Source organism: Bacteroides parvus (assembly GCF_017309675.2).
Lineage (GTDB): Bacteria > Bacteroidota > Bacteroidia > Bacteroidales > Bacteroidaceae > Bacteroides > Bacteroides uniformis.
Genome location: NZ_CP084680.1, coordinates 1,319,735 through 1,340,572, shown reverse-complemented (window position 1 = coordinate 1,340,572; position 20,838 = coordinate 1,319,735). Strand labels below are relative to the sequence as shown.

Below are 20,838 nucleotides of genomic sequence, written 5' to 3'. Positions count from 1 at the left end.
TCTTATTTAAATATCTTCGGTGCGAATTCAGTCAGGTAAATACGCCAGTTCTTCCAGATATGACCTTCTCCGGTTTCATAATATTCATATTTGTAACCCTTCTCGTCCAACATCTTGCGGTAGTCGTTATTGGCCTGGAACAAGAAGTCTTTATTACCGATAGCGATGTAATAGAGTGCCGGTTTCTTGGCAAACTGGGTTTTCAGTTTGGCTTCAAGGTTGTCATAAATCGGAGACTTCACATCTTTGTTGGGCATGATGGCAGCCGAGAACAGCCCTACATAGTCGAACATGTCCGGATATTGCTTGGAGATGTGCATGGAGTGGAAACCTCCCATAGAGAGACCAGCAATGGCACGCCCCTTCTTGTTGGCCTGTGTACGGTAAGTCTTATCAATGAATTTCACCACGTCGGGGAAAGCCGTTTCGAAAGAACCTTCCATTGTCTTGGGCAGATTCATGCTGGGAGCGGCAAAACCCAGTGACGATTCACCCGGAGCAGCCTCCAACGCAGCGTTACCGTTGGTCATTACTACAATCATCGGCTTGGCCTTGCCTTGGGCGATGAGGTTATCCAGAATCTGTGCCGTACGTCCCAGTTCGCTCCATGCGTTCTCGTCGCCACCCATACCGTGCAGCAGGTAGAAGACAGGATAGCGCTTGCCGCTTGTCTCATATCCGGCAGGCGTATAGACAGTCAGACGGCGGTCCATACCCAGCGTAGGGCTGTTGTACCATACCTTAGACACCGTTCCATGAGGAACTTTATTCACTTTGTAAAGATCGATGCGCTCGTCACCACCGATGATGAATACATTCGTCACGCTTGCCACGTCTCGAATCATATAGACGTTGGCAGGGTCGTTAATCTTCAGTCCGTCTACCAGGAAAGTGTAGCTGTAGAGTTCTGGTTTCAGCGGTTCGGGAGTAGTGAATTCCCACACACCGTCCTTGTTCTCTTTCAAATCTGCCACACCCGGACCATCAAACTCACCAAAAGGAGTCTTGATTTTCTGCGTAGGCAGGAAGTCGCCGGTTACTTGCACCTTTACGGCTTTCGGCGCCTTCAAGCGGAAAGTTACTGTATTGTTGTCGTGTATCTCAGGTGAGACCACAGGAGCGCCTCCCCAGAGAGCTTGTTGCGCGAAAGTCATCGCACACATCAGCAACAGAGCTGACAAAATAGAAATTCTTTTCATGATACGTATGTTATCTTGTTATTAAATTAGTTATACCGAATCCTCTTATTTGAACAACTTCGGCGCGAACTCCGTCAGATAGATGCGCCAGTTCCTCCAGATATGGCCCTCGCCCGTTTCAAGATACTCGTACTTATAACCATTGTCATCAAGCAACTTGCGAAAGTCGGCCACACCTTTATAAACAAAGTCCGTCTTGCCGCATGCGATGAAGTAAAGGGCCGGTTTCTTGGCAAACTGAGTCTTCAGCTTACCTTCAAAGTCGGTATAGACCGGACAAGTTGATTTATCGTTTCCGGTACTTGCACCGGAGAAAAGACCTACATAGTCGAACATGTCCGGGTAATACTTGGAAATATTGCAAGAGTGGAAACTACCCATAGAAAGCCCGGCAATGGCACGGTTCTTCTTATTGGCAAGAGTGCGGAAATTCTTCTCTACGAACTTCACGATTTCGGGGAACGAGAGTTCAAAAGCACCTTCTGCCACTTTCGCTCTTTCGTCGGGACGCATGGATGGGGCAACAAACCCCTTGGGAGACTCACCTGCAGCAGCATCTTGCCAAGCATTGCCGTTGGTCATCACTACAATCATAGGTTGAGCCTTGCCCTGTGCGATAAGATTATCCAATATCTGCGAAGTACGGCCAAGAGCAATCCAAGCTTCCTCATCACCACCTGCACCATGAAGCAGATAGAATACCGGATAACGCTTGCCGCTGGTTTCATAACCAGCCGGAGTGTAAATCGTCAGACGGCGGTCCATTCCCAGCGAAGGACTATTGTACCACATGCGACTTACCGTTCCATGAGGTACCTTATTCACTTTATACAAATCGGCACGGTCCCCACCGATGATAAATACATTGGTCACGGTAGCCACATCCCGAATCATGTAAACATTGCTCGGGTCCATCATTCTCAATCCGTCTACAATAAAGGAGTATCCATAAAGTTCCGGCTTCAACGGTTCGGGAGTAGTAAATTCCCAAACGCCGTCCTTCCCCTCTGTCAAATCGGCAATGCCCGGTGCATCATAATCGCCACGAGGAGTCTTAATAGTTTGTGGAGGCAGAAAATCACCGGTAATCTGCACCCTTACAGCCTTAGGAGCTTTTAAGCGAAAAGTAACCGTGTTGTCTTCATGAATATCAGGAGAGACAACTGCCGCACCTCCCCAAAGAGCTTGCTGTGCAAAAAGGGTGACACAGCAGACCAGCAGCATAGCTGCCAAACTTAATAATCTTTTCATAATTTCTTATATTGAATGAATTAGATTTTTATTATTTAGCAAAGTTACGACTTACAAAAGGCAGGCACATATAAAGCGCCGAATGCCAATATTCGCTGGTATGTCCGCCATCCCGCACACGGAACTGGCAAGGGATACCGGCATTACGCATCGCCTGGAAAAACTCGATATTACGATCCAGCAGAAAGTCATCATCTCCGCAATCCACAAACCACTGTACTGTACGAAGCTGTGCCTTACGCGCATCATCTGCCTCAGCCACATACCTGATGCAACTATGTTCCTGCACAGAACGCGTCAGCACAGCCATCTTGTTCGTGGGATCGGGGTCTTTTCCCGCTTCCTCACCACTGACGGGGATATTCATCAAAGCACTCATGGCATAGGCGGCACAATACATATCCGGATAGCGCTGTGCATAGCTTGCCGTTCCGCCTCCGCCCATAGAAAGTCCGGCAATGGCACGATGCTGCTTATCACCTTTCACCCGGTAGGTCTTCTCTATATAAGGAAGGAACTCCTTATAGAAGAAATCTTCGTAAGCCCATCCCGGCATATTGAAGTAGCCGTTCCAGCAAGTGGCCGGATTTCCTCCGGCATTGGGGCTGACGATAATCATCTCGCAAGCCTCGCCCGATGCCGTCAGCTGGTCCATCACATCCTTGCAGCGCTGGTCGTTGAACCAACTGGTGTTTACTCCCGACATGCCATGTAGTAGATAGAGAATCGGGTATTTTCTCGTAGCATCCACCTCATAACTTTGAGGTAAATAAATTGTAAACTGCCGGTTTGCATCCAATATCTTGCTGTAGATACTGTCCGTCACCACTTTGCTCTGCGGTCCCCAACCGGGGAATTGTGCGTATGCTGTTAGCATGGTGAAAATAGCCAGAAAAGTAAATAAGACTTTCTTCATGGTATTTTAGATTTTAATGTTTCTCATATTTATGATACATCAAGGGTAAGGTATCAGAAACGGTTATGCAAAAATAAAAACTTATGATTTCTTTTGTCATGATATATATCAGTTTCTTTTCCTACCAATTTTCATTCTGCACCATATTCGGATTCAGTTCAAGCTCCTTGCGCGGTATAGGCAACAACTTATGCTTCGGTTTGAAGCCATAAGTGGAATTCCGGTACTGGAATTCCGTACCCTTGGAAGAATAGCTCGGTATTTCTTTACCCTGATTGGCCATTACTGTTTCGGCATCGCCCCAACGCACCAAATCCTGAAAGCGTACACTCTCCAGACAAAGTTCCAGACGTTTTTCTTTCTTCACATCATCCAATGTTACAGAAGTCAGACCATTCAGTTGGGCACGGGAACGTATCTGGTTGACGTATTCCAATGCTTTACCGCTATTGCCATTCTGCACATGTGCTTCAGCAGCCAGCAACAACACTTCAGCATAACGCATCACGCGCAGGTTAATGTACTGCAAGGCTTGAAAGTAGGAAGCATCATATACACAGTCCTCTTTCAGAGCACGGTTCTTCCACATAAAATACCCCTCGTGTCCCACCAGGTTCGCTCCTGCCTGCAAAGAAATACCAAGATTCTCCAATTGGGCAGCCGTACGGATGGAGCTGTTCAAACGATAGCCATTTTCACCTTCCATGGCAACAAAAGCTTCATATAAATCCTTTGTCGGATTCATGAAACCATAAGTACCCGTAGCAATGTAGGAAGAGGCCTCGCTACTCAGTGTCAGTTTTTCCGTACGCCACCCCTGCATAATGAAGGTCATTGTCATCTGGTTCCAGGCCTGCTCAGAGTCATTGCGTTTCTGCACTTCCAACATAGACTCGCAACAGCCATTGGCAGCAACGTGCAGCAGTTTATCATAATCACCCGTATAGAGCGCGTATTTACCAGACTCTATGACTTCATCCAGAATACCGGCAGCATCGCCATACTTCCCTTGAAACAAATAAGCTTTACCCAACATGGCCTGCGCCACCTCTTTCGTAATCCGAATACCCGTCTCACTGTCGTTTACATCCGATTTGGAAGGAAGCGCATTAGAGTTTATAGCCTCCGTCAAATCGCTCTCTATCAATGCCCACATAACCTCCGGCGTACTGTTGCCGAGGCGATATTCTCCCGGAGTCAACAAATGGTCCACCACCGGAGCCGTACCAAACAGAGTGACCAGTTCAAAATTCGACCATGCACGGAAAAACCTGGCTTCGGCAACAGCACGTTTCTTGACTTCCGTATCCGGCTCCAACAAATCAATAATCAGATTCGACTTATAAATTATGCCGTACATACCCGAATACAGCCCCTGTACCATGCCATGGTCCGTGTCAAATGTATATTCATTCAACTGTTCCATTTGAGAGTTGTCACCCCGCGAGCCACCTCCAGCCCAAACATCATCGGCCAACAGATTCTTTGTGAAAAACCAGTTATAGTAATTGCCTCCCCAACTACTATACAGAGAAGCCAAAGCTTGTATGGCATCGTCATCAGTCTTATAAAAATCTTCCTGACTACCCATATTTCCATGTTTTGCTATATCAAGGCGATCTTCACAACCGGTACTGAATACGGAGAGTAACCCCAGCATCAGTATATAAACATATTTAGTTTTCATTATCAGTATCAATTTGAGGTTTATTAAAATTCAATGTTAAAGCCTAACACCACTTTTTTGGAACAAGGATAAGAGCCTTTGTCGATTCCCATACCTGAAGTAGAATTGGCAGCAGCTTCTGGATCAAAGCCCGGGTACTTGGTGAACGTGAAGAAGTCATCCAAAGAACCATAGATGCGAAGATTACCGACACAAAGTTTTTTCATCCAATTCTTTGGGAATGTGTATCCCAGCTGAATCTGCTTGATTTTGAAGAAAGAACCGTCATAGACCAATGCATCAGAAATCTGATATTTATCCATATTGGTGGCACCGGCACAGGGTACCGACCCATTGGGATTGGAAGCTGTCCAACGATTGTCATAAAACACCTCTTTCATTTTATTGGAAGCGGCAAAGTCAGGCCGGTTGATACAATTAAAAATGTCATTACCTTGCGAGCCCGTTCCGAACACAGTCAAGTCAAAGCCTTTCCATCCGGCTGTCAAAGTAATACCATAAGTAAAGTCAGGAATGGCATCACCGATATATGCCAAGTCACCATCATTCAGGTCACCGCTCTCATCCAAGTCATAGAATGTGGGATCACCGGTTGTCGGGTCAACGCCTTTGAACTTGTATCCACGGAAATAGTATACCGGATATCCCTCCTCAAAATAAGTAATGGTACTGGTGTGGAAATTCACGCCCGAAAGACGGGTGATGGATGGGTCTATATAGGTTACTTTGTTTTTCAGAGTTGCAAGATTAGCACGCACACCATAGTTGAAACTACCGATACGGTCCCTCCATCCCAACTCGAACTCCCAGCCTTTATTGCTTACATTACCGGCATTCATCGGAGAGGTTGAACCACCGATAATCAATGATGGAGTAGTGCCGGACACCAGCAGGTCTTTCGTTTTTTTATCGAAATAATCCATACTGAAGGTCAGACGGTCATTCAAAAAACGTGCATCGATACCCACATTTATTTGTTCGGAGGTTTCCCACTTCAACTCATCGTTGCCCATTGTGGAAGGAGCAGCACTGGTAATGTACGAATTCCCCATTACAAAAGGATAAAGGCCTCCCAATGCCATGTCAGTACTATAAGCATATCCGCTCAATGCAGCCAAACTACCATTCTGTCCCCAACTGGCACGCAGTTTCAGACTGCTGACATGATCCTTCAGAGGTGCAAAGAACTTTTCTTCGGAAACCGTCCACCCTACGGATACTGCGGGGAAATACCCCCAACGGTTCGTGGCAGGAAGCAGAGAAAGGTCGGCTGCGTCTGCACGTAGAGATGCCTGCAACAAATAACGTCCTGCAAACTCATAACCTACACGGCCGAAATAAGAGAGCTTGGCTGAACGCGTCTTCTCACCACCCACCCCTTTAATGGCAGAAGCTGAAGCATAATTCAAATAGTAGAACAACGGATCATTTTTTTTCAGTGCATCCTCTTCATTGGGAGAAAGACTGCCGTTTACGTAGTCATAAGTGGATTCCTGATATGACATACCCACCATGGCCGTCACCGTATGCTGTCCGAAGGTCTTCATATAATTGGCAAAGTTCTCCCACTGATAATAAATAGTAGTTGACGAAGTATTACTTTGACCGACATAGTCACGGCTTTGCGTGGCATTGCCATAGAAAGGAAGGTCTGTTGTAGAGCTACGGGTACCAGACAAGCGGTAACCGAAACGGGAAGTAAAAGTGAATCCCTTGAAAGGCTTGAAGTCCGCATACACAGAACCGTTTACGTTAAAACCACTGTTCTTACCAATGTTATTGTCACGCATAATCATAGGATGATATTGCTCACCTGCAAAAAATTTGGAAACAGCATAATAGTTTCCATTGTCATCCTGCAACAAGTGCTTGCCACTATTCAGGGCGGTCAGCATATGGGTGGGCAGGTTTTCGTATGTATAAGTATCCGGAGTCAGCGGGTCGAGCTGCAATATGGAAGTCAGCAAGCTGCCATACTCATTATTGGTGGAGACACTCCGTACGTTGTATTTTTCTATCTGGTTGGTGGTTCCCACTTTCAGCCATGGCTTGATTTCATATTCAGAGTTGATAGTAGCAGTCAAGCGCTTATAAGTATCGGCATTACCTTTCACGATACCATTATCGTCCAGATAGGTCAGGGAGAGATAATAGTTCCCTCTGTCACTGCCATTAGTAAACGCAATGTTATGCTTCTGCATGCGACTGTTTTCAAAAGCTACATCAGTCCAGGCCGTATTGGTCACACCGTCCCAATTCTGTAACAGATAATCTTCCGTGAAGGTATTCGCCTCTACCATGTAGTCTATGTACTGTTCAGCACTCAGCATCTTGGGTACACGTGCCAGTGACTGGGAGGAGAATTGGAAATCGTACGTAATTTTACCTTGGCCGGACTTACCTTTTTTCGTGGTAATAAGTACCACACCATTGCCGGCCTCAGCACCGTAGATGGCAGCAGAAGCGGCGTCTTTCAGCACTTCCATGGAGGCAATATCATTAGGATCAATGCCACTAATGTCGGATAGGCGGACACCATCCACCACATAAAGCGGATTGGAGGACACATTGGACGAGTAGCCGCGCACACGTACCGTAGGCGAGGAGCCCGGTGCGGCAGAGGTCTGGATAACCTGCACACCAGCAGTCTTGCCCTGCAAGGCAGCAGGCGCATTACTAATGGTACGATTCTGCATATCCTCGGTTTTCACCTGGGAAATGGCACCCGTAACGGAGCTCTTCTTCTGTACACCGTAGCCCACTACCACCACTTCGTCCAATGTCTTGGTATCTTCCTTCAATGTGACATTCATCACTCCAGGCACGGCTTTCTTCTCTTGTGTAACGTAGCCGATATAGGAATAAACGATAACAGCACCCTCCTTGACGGACAGCATATAGTTACCATCCAAGTCGGTAATCACACCGTTCGTTGTACCTTTTTCGAATACACTTACACCAATCATAGACTCCTTCAGGTCATCTGTCACTTTACCCGACACCTTTATCTGGTTCTGTGCCAGCAGGAAAGGCATCCCAGCCAAAAGGAAAAGTGCTGACATCGCCAGCCTTTTCACTGCATTGTTTCTCATAATGCTTTTCATTAGTTGTTAATTAGATTTATTAATAAAAGGGTTATATTCATTCTTCATCGGATACCTGCATCAGAAACCGCGTACCGGAAAGGCCATCACCACCTCAAGCAGTTCCTTGTCATGATTGTACTTCATGCCACAATCATTATCGAAAATCATCGTTGCTCCCTTATCAGCTGTATAAGGTTCCCACTCGGGCAAACCTTCAGTATTGGGATTCCCCGTACGGGCAAAGTTCAGCCACGCACTGCTCATCTTGTCCGCCAGCACTTGTGCCGCCTTTCCGCCTCCGGTCATCGAAGCATGACGCACGACATTGTTGAACACAAAAGGAATCTCCATACAATGCGTGCTGCGGAGTATTCCGTCCATCACGGGCGATTCCCAAGCAAACATATACATATAGACCGGTGCACCTTGCTGTGCCGACTTCAGTTTGGCCTGCTCCACTGCGCCAGGGCGGAAAATGAAGTCCACATCCACCAGGTCCTTGGGCTGATAACCGGGGTAGGCCTGCTCAAAAGCTTTCAGAAAATCATCCGTACGTTCACCATATTTCTTTTTAATCTGCTCCACAACCTGCTCCTTCGTCATGCTCCGCAAAGGCGGGAAGTAAGTGCTTGCGGTAAACTCGTGCAGGGTAGTGCCTATCATCACCGGAATGTCCTTGCTTTGCACCGGAGCCTGAGGGTCGAAAGGCTGTGCTGGCAGCACATCGCCATCTACCGTGGGAGCCCAGCCAAAGATAAAAGAAGCCACTCCTTCTTTATCAGCCTCTACACGCATTTTGGCAACGGCCTTTTCGCCTGCGGCAAGCAATTTGTCGTAAGGTACTTTCTGTAATTCATCTATCTGCGAAGCATTCAGTCCCAGCTCCTCCATAACCGCACTGCCAATGCGACGAGAATACTTTTGCTCCATCGTACGAAGCATAGATCCGCTTTGTACAATGGCTTTATGGAACAAGCCTCTCGCCGACGGTGTGGCAAGCAACGTAGAGACCTTGCCTCCCCCACCGGACTGACCGAAAATGGTAACATTCCGGGCATCTCCGCCAAAAGATTCTATATTCTTATTCACCCATTGCAGTGCCGCCACCAAGTCAAGCAGTCCGGCATTGCCCGATTTTGCATATTTATCACCATAGGCGGAAAGGTCGAGAAAACCCAGGACGTTGAGACGATGATTCAGTGTCACAACCACTGCATCCCCTTTCTTTGCCAGATTTGTTCCGTCATACGAAGGAAGCTCCTGACCACTGCCGGCGGAATAACCTCCACCATGCAGCCACACCATGACGGGGCGTTTCTTCCCGTCTTTCAGTCCCGGTGTCCAGATATTCACCCGCAAACAATTCTCGTCAGGATAACCGTCATCCCAGTTGAAGGCAAACGCCTGTTCGTCGCTGTACCATCCCATGCGCTTGCCTTGCGGACAAGTAGGGCCGTAGGCACGACTGCTGCGGACACCTTCCCATTTGTCAACTGCCACGGGCGGCATAAAACGTTCGGCTTTGGCATACGGAATACCTTTATATATATAGATACCGTTCTCCACATATCCGGCTACTTTGCCCGATTCGGTTTCGGCAACAGCAACCGTAGAGGAAGCCGTTATCTCCCCCTTCTGCCCGCAAGCAGGTACTCTCTCCATTTTAGCTGTCCCTCCGCACGAGGAAAGTAGGATGGCGGAGAATGCTAACACTGACAAGAATTGCTTTTTCATATTATGTATTAGTTTTATGTTTTTATGATTGCAATATTAGCACATTCTCCCCAAAAGGATTTTCTACGTTATCCAAACGGCTTTCCCCGATGTTCAAAACAGCTTTCTCCAATGTTCAAATGTTTGCAGATTTGTTCAAAACATGCTCTCCGGCAGTCTCTCTCTCAATTTTTATGAGTATTTTCGCATCGTAATGCCAAAACAAAAAGATGGCACATGCCAATGCTTTTAGTCTACACTATATATTATGAAATACATTAAATATTTACTTCTATTGTGTTTAATCACCGCATGCAATCCGTCGGACACAAAGCCCACACCGGAAGGCAGCATCGAAAGCCCTGTCATCACCAATGACCTCTCCAACCAGAAGGTCACCGCCTTTGCCGAAGATGCACAAGGACACATTTGGATAGGAACTTCACGAGGGGTAAACAAATATAATGTACACGAATATCATCAGTATTACTGTACGGATGACTCACTGGATATACCCGATAATCAAATCAACGACCTCTTCCGCGATTCACAAGGCCGGTTGTGGGTAGTCACCGTAAATGGGACTAGCCTATACACAGACAAGGATAATTTCCAAAATATGCCACTGGACTTCCCTAATAAAAACGGCATCCAAATATTCGAGAACAAAGACGGAAAGATTTTTCTGAACATGATGCACAGCCTTGCCGTATATAATCCACAAACACACAAATTTGACGTACCCATCAAGATATTTGACCCGAACTATACCTTCAACAACCGCTGTTTCATAGACCAGAGCAACAAACTGTGGGCAGTGACCCCGCTGTCTCTGCGCCGCTACAACTCCTCCACACTGGCGCTGGAAGACTCCATCCCAATGCAGGGCTTTTCTCCCACCTACTTCTTCATGCAGGCTAACGGAATCCTATGGCTGGCAGGAAACCGCCAGATAGCACTGTACGACACACATACGCACAAATTCAAGGAAACACCCCAAGCCCTCCGAAGCCATCCGTTGCTGCTGCATGCCAACGTCAACTACATCCATCCCTACGGCAGCAACAGCCTGCTACTGAATACCGACCAACAAGGAATGTTCCTCTACAACTACGTGGAAGAATACATGATACATCAAAGCGAAAACGGTTTTCCCTTCGAAGTACCTCACTTCAAGATAAGCACCATGTTTACCGACTCACAGAAAAACCTATGGATAGGCTCTGTAGACCAAGGGTATGTCGTGCGCTATAACTACAAAGAACGTTTCAACACCAACAACCATCTCAGCTCATACCTGAACCGGAAGTCAGTGCTGTCCGTGGCAGTGGACAAGGAGCGAAATCTCTGGATGGCCACCATGATAGACGGGCTGTACGTTTACAACATGGACAGCCACGAAGTGAAAGAAGTGGACCAGCCTGGACTTCCGGGGAAAAGCGCTACCGACAAACCGGACATCACACGCGTATTCGTAGATGACGAGGGCTACATCTGGCTGGCGGCCCTCTATGCGAGCAAGGTGATGAAATGCAGCTATAAAAACGGCATACTGAAGACAGAGGCTATTCATGACATCTTCCTACCGCTGTCGTTTGCACAAGATAGCCGTGGAACAATTTGGGTGGGTACATACAGCCCTAAACTTTATGCCAAAAGGCGTGAAGAAAAAGAATTTGTCCAAACACAAGTATTTTCCTGGACTGGAACCTTCATACCCGGACTCCTTCCACTCAACAACGGAAAGATGTGGGCCACTGCCTTCATGAACCCAGTTATGCAAATCAATCCCGACAATTGGGAAAGCGCTGAAGTACCATTCGAGAACACCGACTGGCAAGCTTGTATCCAACGTTCAGTATTCATCCCTACCGACATCTTCGAAGACAGTCGTGGAGATGTGTGGATTGGAACCGTCAGCAACGGACTGCTGCACTATTCTGCCGCCACCGGAAAAATCAAGACCATAGAGGGTACACCCTGCCGGGACATCTCTTGCATTGAGGAAGATGCACAAGGCAATATATGGACAGGCACACAATACGGGCTGGGCAAATATGACCGCACCGTAGGGAAATTTACCAACTACTATGCCGCCGACGGCATAGGCGGCAATCAGTTTTACGACCGTTCTTCATGCCGCTTGCCCGACGGGACACTGGTTTTTGGCGGTACGCACGGGCTGACTTTCTTCAACCCTATGGACGTAAGTACCAAACGGGAAATTCCACTGCTCTTCGAGGATTTGAAGATACACAACCGGTTGGCACGCCCACAAGACAGCAAAAGTGTAGACAAGCACCTCTCCTACCGGCCGGACATCTGCCTGGACCACAATCAGAATGGTTTCAGCATCTCCTTTGCCGCACTGGACTACTGCGAATACGAACGCGTACATTATTATTACAAGATGGATGGTTTCGACAAATATTGGATTGATGCCCGCAACAACCGAGAGGCCTACTATGCCAATCTGCCTGCCGGTACCTACACTTTCAAAGTTAAAATAACCAATAACGACAAGAGCATTGTAGAAAGGGAGAATTCCATACGCGTCATCGTAAAGCCCGCCCCTTGGCAAACATGGTGGGCATGGTGCACCTATCTGCTCATTGCCGCCGCCATCATCGGTATCTTCATCCGTGCCTGGCTACGCATTAAGCAGGAAAAAGAAACCGCCCGACGCGCCAAACTTGAGAAGGAGCAGGAACAACGGGTGAACCGCATGAACATGAGTTTCTTTGCCAACATCTCGCACGAGTTCCGCACCCCACTCACCATGATTTCGGGTCCGGTAACACAACTTTGCGAAAGTCCCCAAATAGAGGGAGAAAACAAACAACTGCTTTACATCGTACAACGCAGTGTGGGGCGCATGCTCCGTCTGGTGAACCAGCTGATGGACTTCAACAAGCTGGAGAATGACACCCTAAAACTGCGGGTGAAACGGACCGACATCATCTCGCAACTGCAACGTTTTGTAGACATTTTCCGCATCAACGCCAACGAGAAAGGCATCGCACTGAACACTTATGGCCTGGAGGATACTTTCCTCATGTGGCTGGACGTGGACAAGCTGGACAAGATTGTAGGAAACCTGCTTTCAAACGCCTTGAAGTTCACTCCGAACGGCGGAAAAGTGGAACTGTGCTTCGACGTCATTACCCGCGAAGAGGCTGCACGCCTCTTTACGCTGACGGACAAAGACATCGACACACAGTACGTCAAAGTTGCCGTGGCAGACAGTGGCCACGGAATCCCCGAGGAACAGTTGGAGAAAGTATTCGAACGCTATTACCAACTGGACAATCAATCCAAAGGTACCTATAACTGGGGAACCGGTATCGGTCTGTACTATGCCCGTAGCCTGGCGCTGCTGCATCATGGCTATCTGAAAGCCGGCAACCGTACCGAACGAAACGGAGCCGTCTTCACCCTACTGCTACCGGTGAATGACCTCTCTTATACCCCCGAAGAATGCACTCTCCCCGAAGAGGAACAGAACAAGGCATTTCCGATACAAACGGAAGAACAATATCAACTGGAAAATACAGAGAGCATCCGGCAGCAAAAGCAAACTCTTCTGGTAGTAGACGACGATACGGAAGTGGCTCACTACCTGAAAGCCCTGCTTTCTCCCATCTACAAAATCGTCTGCCGCTTCGATGCCGACAGCGCCTTCAAAGCCATGAACGAAGAAGCGCCCGACCTCGTACTGAGTGATGTAGTGATGCCCGGAAGAAACGGTTACGATCTCTGTCGCCAGATAAAAGAGGACTTGCAACTATGCCACATCCCCGTGATACTGGTAACGGCCAAAGCTACTGTAGAGAATCAAGTGGAAGGTCTGAATACCGGTGCAGATGCCTACGTGACGAAACCTTTCGAGCCCAACTACCTGCTGGCGCTTATCAAATCCCAACTGAAAAACCGCGAGAAAGTGCGCAGCCTCCTGAGCCAGTCCACCCAAACGGATAAGATTGAGGGAAATGTGCTTTCGCCGCAGGACAACACTTTCATGACCGAGCTTTACCACCTGATGGAGAACGAACTCTCCAATCCGGAGCTGGACGTGGCGCGCATGACCGAGCTACTGAAAATCTCCCGTACCAAGTTCTATTATAAGGTAAAGGGGCTGACGGGTGAGAACCCCAGCGTATTCTTCAAGACCTACAAGCTGAACCGTGCCGCCGAATTGCTCAAAGAAGGAAAATACACTATTTCAGAGATAGCGGACATGACGGGATTCAGTACGCTGTCCCATTTCTCGACAAGCTTCAAGAAACAGTTCGGTGTGAGTCCGAGCGAATACAGCAAGTAAAAAGCCGGTCGGTTCAAATTTATTCATTACATTTGTACCATTCTTAAAAAACCTTTTTATCCATGGCACACCGACTGAACACCAACAAACAGTTTATGATAGGCAACGGCATCCTTGCCTTTGCCGTGATTTTTGTAGTTGTCATCTTTGTCTACATGAGCATGAGGCTGCAACAACGAAAAGAAGGAGAACGCAACTTCATTGAGACATACACCATCACACTGACGAAAGGATTTGCCGGAGATTCCACTTCCATATTCATCAACGACAGCCTGCTGGTGAACCGTACCATTGCAGAAGAACCTTTCACCATCGAAGTGAAACGCTTTGCCGAGCAAAACGCACTCATGATTGTAAACAATGCAACTGAAAAGCTTTCCTTATTTGAGCTAAGCGAAAAAGGAGGAGAATACCGGTTCGAGAAGGAAGGGGAAGAGGTAAAGCAGTTAGCAAAAAATTAGGGATAAAAAGTTTGAGGCATTTTGCTCTCATATTTCGGAGTCGACAAGCTGTTTCCTGGCTTACCAACAGCCACTGCAAAGACACCACATAACTTTTGCAGTGGCACTGCAAAAGGAGTGCAGTGACAGTGCAAAAGGAGTGCAGTGACAGTGCAAAAGGTATGCAGTGGTTTTGCAGTATCACTGTCTGCAAAACAAGGAACTACTTACCGTGATACACCCATACTAATCTCTAATCATTTATTTTCGTTTGATATTTCCGAAGCTCCGCTCTCAATGCTTGTGCCTTTCCATCAGTCATCCGATCGAGCAAATCCCAGAAACGCTCCCCGTGATTCATCTCGCGGGTATGTGCCAGTTCGTGCAGTAGCACGTAGTCTATCAGATGCTTGGGAAGAAGTACCAGATAATAGGAAAGGTTGATATTGCCTTGTGCCGAACAGCTTCCCCAACGCCCACTGCTGGAATTTATCTTCACACTCTTGTAAGAAAGGTTGTGCTGCATGGAAAGCATATACAAACGGGGCGGAAGAACAATTTTCGCATTTCGCCGTAAAGCTTCCTCAATTACCTTGCGTAGCCAGGCCTGCAACTTCTCATCCGAGAAATCGGCATCAGGAGGACAGATTATCTGCATTTCCCCCAATTCCGAACGAGACAAAAACCGTTCCCGTTGTCCGCTGACCAATGTCAGTTTAAAGAACTCCGTATCAATGCGGTAATCCAAATCAATCAGCTTTCTGACCTGCTTCTGTCTGGCAGCCTTCAGACGCGGACGAAGCTGCTCGATGGCATTCTCTATCTCGGCAAGAGAAGTCCGGGGAGGCACAGTCACGTAAATTCCATCTTCCTTTGTACGGAAAGTAAGACGCCGTGCCCGGGCATTGACCCGGACAAACAAAGGGCCAAGCTCTTTATCTTCTATAATGCGGTTTACTGTCATAAATCAAAGCCTCTCCCATAGGAAAGGGGTGGGAAGAGGCTTTGCAAATGAACAAAGAATCATCCAAAAACGCAAGCAAATACCTGACAAAAGCGGACGGAGTGTCCGATAATGAACACTGCACAAAAACGGCTATCCTTTAACAATCACCATTTTACACTTATGGCACAATAATTGATTAAAGTATGCTGAACTGGTTTCTTTTGAAAAAAGCATTTCTACATGCAACTTTTTCAAGGCAGTTCACGTCTAACTGATAAACACTAAATCACAAAAAACAAAAGAATATGAAAGCTCTAACAACATTTATCGCAATCGCCTTATTGGCATTCAGTACAACCGCTTGTTCACAACAACACACATACCGTTCCGGAGGCTTCGGCAGCAAAACAGTCAAGGCAAGCAAGAACTATGTAACCAAAGACATAAAAGTGGACAATTTCACCAAGCTGAGTGTAGCCGGCAGCCCCGACGTGACCTACACACAGAAGTCCGGCAAACCGACAGTGGAAGTATACACCTCGGACAACATTGTAGACTTACTGGATATCCGTGTCAAGGACAATACCCTCTACATCGGCTTCAAGAAGAATGTCAACGTATCCTATAATAAACTGGAAGTACGTGTGTCCACAGAAAAGTTGAACGGCATTGCTGTTGCAGGTTCGGGAGACGTGGAACTGAAAAACGGACTGAAGACAGACAACCTCAAAATCTCTGTGGCAGGTTCGGGTGACATCAATGGGAACAACATCTCTTGCACAGACCTCGATATTTCCATCGCAGGCTCAGGAGACATCAACAGCAGCGACATCACTTGCAATGACCTCCAAGTATCCGTTGCAGGTTCAGGTGACATGAAGCTGAACAACGTAACGGCTAACTTCACCAAAGCATCCGTTGCCGGTTCGGGTACCGCCATCCTGAGCGGCAGCACCCAAGAAGCTGAATACAGCGTGGCAGGTTCGGGTGATTTGTTTGCTTCCGATTTCGTTGCCAAGAAAGCATCCGCCAGTGTTGCCGGTTCAGGCGACATCAAGTGCCATGCCACAGATTTCCTAAAAGTACGCACTAGCGGAAGCGGCAGTGTGGGCTACAAGGGTAATCCTGAACTGGACTATCCGAAAAAAGGACTGTATAAGCTTTAACATTGGAAAATATAGACTTTAAGATTAATGAACCTAAACTAAATTCTCTCTCAAATAATTACCTATAAAGATGACGAAGGACTCCCGCGAGGAAGTTCTTCGTTCTTTGTGCATCCACCCATGCTGGGCGTACAAACAATAAAGGGACGCTGCATCACGCAGCGTCCCTTCTATTTTAGTTAGTTTTTATAAGATTTTGAGAGAATTGAAACTTCACAGCCTCAAGTTGTTTTAATAAAGCACACTAACTATTATGTTTAAAGCAAATGAAAATGTTATTTTAAAAGCAAATGAAAATATCTATTCACTGATTTCCAGACCCTTGTCCACCCGACGCAGGCTATCCATTACCTGCTTTTCATGAGACACGGGCACATCTCCCGAAAGAGCTACCGACGGTGCGGAAATCTGTTTACCGATAGTATCGGCTGCGGCCACCTCCTCTACATCCGAGAAAAATGAATGTTGCATCACATTCCCCATAGAAAGGACCACTGCCACTACTGCAGCGGCTTTGAACAACGGCATGAAACGTGCGGTCAATGTCATGCGCTTTGCCTTGACCACCGGAACTTCTACTTCGGCAAGCACCCGGGCATCAAAATCCTCACCCAAATGCACTTCCTGCTGAAGCTGCTGATATACGAACAAGTCCTTGTAGCGAAGCAAGTGTCCGGGAACATCGTTACCGCTAAAGAAAGCACGCAGGCATGCTTCCTCTTCCAAAGAAGTTTCGCACTGCCAGTAGCGTTCCAAGAGTTGTTCTATATATTTAGAGTCCATAACCTTCTATATCAATAAACGTTTGTTTTACTTTTTGCCGCGCCCTGAAGAGGTTCACTTTTACCTGCTCCTCGGTCAAGTTCAGGACCGCTGCTATTTCTTTATAGCTCTTACCTTCCACATCCCTAAGCTGCATAATCAACCGCTGTTTTTCGGGAAGCTTGCTCATCAACCGATGTATCAACGCCATCCGTTCCTTGTTCACCAGCTTTTCGTAAGGGCTCGATGCATCGGAGACTTGCTCCATTTCGGGGAGTAGCTCCACGGTACGGGAGTCTTTTCGCTCGCTACGGTCTATCGCCAGATTTCTTGCCACAGTCAAGCAATAGGCTTCAATAGAACCAAACTGCGACCACTCGTCACGCTTGTTCCAAACCCTTATCAGCGTTTCCTGCACAACGTCCTCTGCCTCTGCCCTATCAAACGTAATTCTTAAGGCTAACCGAAAAAGCTTATCCTTCAGCGGGAGAATGTCATTGCGAAAGCTGAGTTCTTGCATCTCTAATAAATTGACGGTTAAGTATTCAGAAAGTTACAGCCTATTGCCGTTTTTTTTGAATTATTTTCGGATACGGGTTCCACTGTTCCCGTTGATGGCTGATGCTAAAGTGATTACGACTTCGGACACACCCGCATTCAACGCCTCGAAAGAGTTCTCCAATTTTGGAATCATGCCACCTTGAATCACTCCATCGGCTACATATTGCTTGAATTCCTCCGGTGTTATCTGTGGAATCACGCTATCATCGTCGTTCTCGTCACGCAGCACCCCTTTCTTCTCAAAGCAGAATACCAAAGTAACATCGAACAAGCCCGCCAAAGCCTTGGCAGTCTCTCCGGCAATGGTGTCGGCATTCGTATTCAGCATGTGCCCCTCTCCATCGTGCGTCAGCGGAGCCATCACGGGAACCACACCCTTATGAATGAGGTCTGCCAAAAAAGCAGCATTCACCTGCTTCACATCGCCCACAAACCCATAGTCCACCTCCTTCACGGGACGCTTAACCGAACGGATTACATCCATATCGGCTCCCGTCAAGCCCAGTGCATTGACACCGCGCGCCTGCAAGCCAGCGACGATATTCTTATTCACCAGCCCGCCATACACCATTGTTACCACTTTCAGCGTTTCGGCATCAGTGATACGACGGCCATTCACCATTTTGCTTTCAATCCCCAGTTGGGCGGCGAGCTTCGTAGCTGAGCGTCCGCCTCCATGTACCAAGACCTTGTAGCCTTCGATGGCTGCAAAGTCATCCAATAACTTATAGAGGGTGGCTTCCTCTTCTACAATCTTGCCACCCACCTTTATTACAGTCAGTTTCTCCATTTTATTCCAAATAAGTATATCCGTACAGTCCGGAACGGTAATTAGACAAGAATTCCTTTCCTTCTTCCACAGAGATACGCCCTTCCTTGACGGATTGCGTCACCCAAGTTTCCAGCGTACGTACCAGTTTCTTAGGATTATATTGCACGTAGTCCAGCACCTCTGCCACCGTCTCTCCATCAATCAGTTGGTCAATGGTGTAGCCTTTGGAATTGACAGACACATGCACAGCATTCGTATCACCGAACAGATTGTGCATATCTCCCAGAATCTCCTGATAGGCCCCTACGAGGAAAACCGCCAGATAATAGTGCTCCTTGTCGCGCAACGAGTGCAGCGGCAGGGTCGTCGTATCGGCACGCGAGCTGACGAAATTAGCTATTTTACCGTCAGAGTCGCAAGTCATATCCTGCAAAGTAGCCTCGCGGTCGGGTCTTTCATCCAGCCGCTGTATGGGCATGATGGGGAACATCTGGTCGATGGCCCAGGAATCGGGCAATGACTGGAACAGCGAAAAATTACAGAAATACTTGTCGGCAAGCAGCTTGCTCAACTTGCGGAATTCCTCGGGGCAATGCTTCATGCCGCTGGCAATGGAGTTAATTTCGCGGCAGATACTCCAATAGAGTTTCTCTATCTGCGCGCGCGTATTCAAGTCGACGATGCCATGACTGAAAAGGTCGAGTGCCTCTTCGCGTATCTGCTGTGCATCGTGCCAGGGTTCCAGCATGCTGCGCTGACTCAGGTTGTCCCAGATGTCATACAGTTCCTTCACCAGTTCGTGGGCATCCTCTCCCGGTTCCCAGTCGTCATCCATTTCGGGCAGGGAAGCCGTTTCCAGTACTTCAAAGATAAGCACGGAGTGATGGGCAGTCAAGCTACGTCCCGTTTCGGTAATGATATTGGGATGAGGAAAGCCGTGTTTGTTGGCAGCATCAACAAATGTCGACACCACATCGTTGACATATTCCTGGATGGAATAGTTGACGGAGCTTTCGCTGCTTGAAGAACGTGTACCGTCATAATCAACTCCCATACCGCCACCGGTATCCACGAATTCGATGTTGAATCCCATCTTGTTCAGCTGCACAAAGAATTGCGAAGCTTCACGCAAGGCATTCTTGATGCGGCGTATCTTGGTTATCTGACTGCCGATATGGAAATGTATCAGCTTCAGACAGTCCTTCATGTCCTTTTTCTCCAGGAAGTCCAGCGCTTCAAGCAGTTCACTGGATGTCAGTCCGAACTTGCTGGCATCTCCCCCACTTTCTTCCCATTTGCCACTTCCACTGGAAGCCAATTTTATGCGAATTCCAATGTTGGGTTTCACTTTCAATTGCTTCGCCATCTTGGCAATAAGATTCAACTCATTAAGTTTCTCTACAACAAGAAAAATGCGTTTGCCCATTTTCTGCGCCAACAGTGCCAATTCAATGAAGCTCTCGTCCTTATATCCGTTACAGACCACGAGGGAGTCCGGGTCTGTATTGACCCCTATCACAGCATGCAACTCCGGCTTTGAACCCGCTTCCAGACCTAGATTGAACTTCTTCCCATGGTTAATCATCTCTTCCACCACAGGACGCATCTGATTCACTTTGATGGGATAGATAATAAAGTTCTCTCCTTTATACCCATACTCATCGGCGGCCTGTCTGAAGCAGCAGGACACCTTCTCGATTCGGTTGTCCAGAATATCGGGAAAACGCACCAATACCGGAGCCGCTACATCGCGCAACTGCAACTCGTCCACCAACTCTTTTAAATCGACGGCAACCCCATCCTTACGCGGTGTCACCACAACATGACCTTTGTCATTGATACTAAAGTACGAAGTGCCCCAACCAGTTATGTTGTACAGCTCTTCTGAATCTTCAATACGCCATTTTCTCATCAGTACATTTACTATTAGACTATTTACAATTTACTATTTTCCCACTATAGTGTGTTTTATAAAAGGGGCGACAAAAATACACATAAATCTAATACATCCAGCTCAT

14 protein-coding genes are annotated in these 20,838 nt (G+C 47.4%); 3 read left to right on the top strand and 11 right to left on the bottom strand.

Features of this window, described 5'->3' with window-relative positions:
• Positions 1–2: 2 nt before the first annotated feature.
• The 6 genes from JXR92_RS05235 to JXR92_RS05210 form a co-directional block, all read right to left on the bottom strand.
• Positions 3–1,199: an esterase gene (locus JXR92_RS05235; RefSeq protein ID WP_119961726.1), complete on the bottom strand. Its 1,197-nt coding sequence runs from the start codon at positions 1,197–1,199 to the stop codon at positions 3–5.
• Positions 1,200–1,244: 45 nt separating this feature from the next.
• Positions 1,245–2,450: an esterase gene (locus JXR92_RS05230; RefSeq protein WP_119961727.1), complete on the bottom strand. Its 1,206-nt coding sequence runs from the start codon at positions 2,448–2,450 to the stop codon at positions 1,245–1,247.
• 31 nt (positions 2,451–2,481) lie between these two features.
• Positions 2,482–3,366: an alpha/beta hydrolase gene (locus JXR92_RS05225; RefSeq protein WP_119961728.1), complete on the bottom strand. Its 885-nt coding sequence runs from the start codon at positions 3,364–3,366 to the stop codon at positions 2,482–2,484.
• A gap of 121 nt (positions 3,367–3,487) precedes the next feature.
• Positions 3,488–5,053 (bottom strand): RagB/SusD family nutrient uptake outer membrane protein, encoded by a 1,566-nt coding sequence (locus JXR92_RS05220; RefSeq protein WP_119961729.1) that lies wholly within the window; start codon positions 5,051–5,053, stop codon positions 3,488–3,490.
• Positions 5,054–5,076: 23 nt separating this feature from the next.
• The gene (locus JXR92_RS05215; protein WP_226791292.1) at positions 5,077–8,145 is read right to left on the bottom strand and encodes a SusC/RagA family TonB-linked outer membrane protein; all 3,069 of its coding nucleotides are present in this window, start codon (positions 8,143–8,145) and stop codon (positions 5,077–5,079) included.
• A 72-nt stretch (positions 8,146–8,217) separates the two neighbouring features.
• Positions 8,218–9,873 carry a carboxylesterase/lipase family protein gene (locus JXR92_RS05210; RefSeq protein WP_119961731.1) on the bottom strand — a complete coding sequence of 552 codons (1,656 nt, stop codon included), beginning with the start codon at positions 9,871–9,873 and terminating at the stop codon, positions 8,218–8,220.
• A gap of 247 nt (positions 9,874–10,120) precedes the next feature.
• On the opposite strand from JXR92_RS05210, the gene JXR92_RS05205 reads away from it, so the two are divergent.
• Entirely contained in the window at positions 10,121–14,173 is a 4,053-nt protein-coding gene (locus JXR92_RS05205; RefSeq protein ID WP_119961732.1) for a two-component regulator propeller domain-containing protein, read from the top strand.
• Between the two features lie 62 nt (positions 14,174–14,235).
• Positions 14,236–14,634, top strand: coding sequence for a hypothetical protein (locus JXR92_RS05200; RefSeq protein ID WP_005825862.1), 399 nt, complete (start codon positions 14,236–14,238; stop codon positions 14,632–14,634).
• Between the two features lie 232 nt (positions 14,635–14,866).
• Here JXR92_RS05200 and JXR92_RS05195 read toward each other — a convergent pair whose 3' ends face one another.
• Positions 14,867–15,577, bottom strand: coding sequence for a YgjP family zinc-dependent metalloprotease (locus tag JXR92_RS05195; RefSeq protein ID WP_117599794.1), 711 nt, complete (start codon positions 15,575–15,577; stop codon positions 14,867–14,869).
• A 287-nt stretch (positions 15,578–15,864) separates the two neighbouring features.
• Here JXR92_RS05195 and JXR92_RS05190 point away from each other — a divergent pair, with 287 nt between their 5' ends.
• Positions 15,865–16,725 carry a head GIN domain-containing protein gene (locus tag JXR92_RS05190; protein ID WP_119961733.1) on the top strand — a complete coding sequence of 287 codons (861 nt, stop codon included), beginning with the start codon at positions 15,865–15,867 and terminating at the stop codon, positions 16,723–16,725.
• A gap of 300 nt (positions 16,726–17,025) precedes the next feature.
• Here JXR92_RS05190 and JXR92_RS05185 read toward each other — a convergent pair whose 3' ends face one another.
• From JXR92_RS05185 to speA, 4 genes are read right to left on the bottom strand one after another with little or no spacing between them, the layout of a single operon-like run.
• Positions 17,026–17,508, bottom strand: coding sequence for a hypothetical protein (locus tag JXR92_RS05185; RefSeq protein WP_117599796.1), 483 nt, complete (start codon positions 17,506–17,508; stop codon positions 17,026–17,028).
• Positions 17,498–18,007 (bottom strand): RNA polymerase sigma factor, encoded by a 510-nt coding sequence (locus JXR92_RS05180; protein ID WP_117599797.1) that lies wholly within the window; start codon positions 18,005–18,007, stop codon positions 17,498–17,500. Before JXR92_RS05180 ends, JXR92_RS05185 begins: the two co-directional genes overlap by 11 nt.
• Positions 18,008–18,067: 60 nt before the next feature.
• Entirely contained in the window at positions 18,068–18,838 is a 771-nt protein-coding gene (argB, locus tag JXR92_RS05175; protein ID WP_117599798.1) for an acetylglutamate kinase, read from the bottom strand.
• Position 18,839: 1 nt separating this feature from the next.
• A complete protein-coding gene (gene speA, locus JXR92_RS05170) occupies positions 18,840–20,732 on the bottom strand; it encodes a biosynthetic arginine decarboxylase (protein ID WP_117599799.1) in 1,893 nt (630 codons plus the stop codon).
• Positions 20,733–20,838 lie beyond the last annotated feature (106 nt).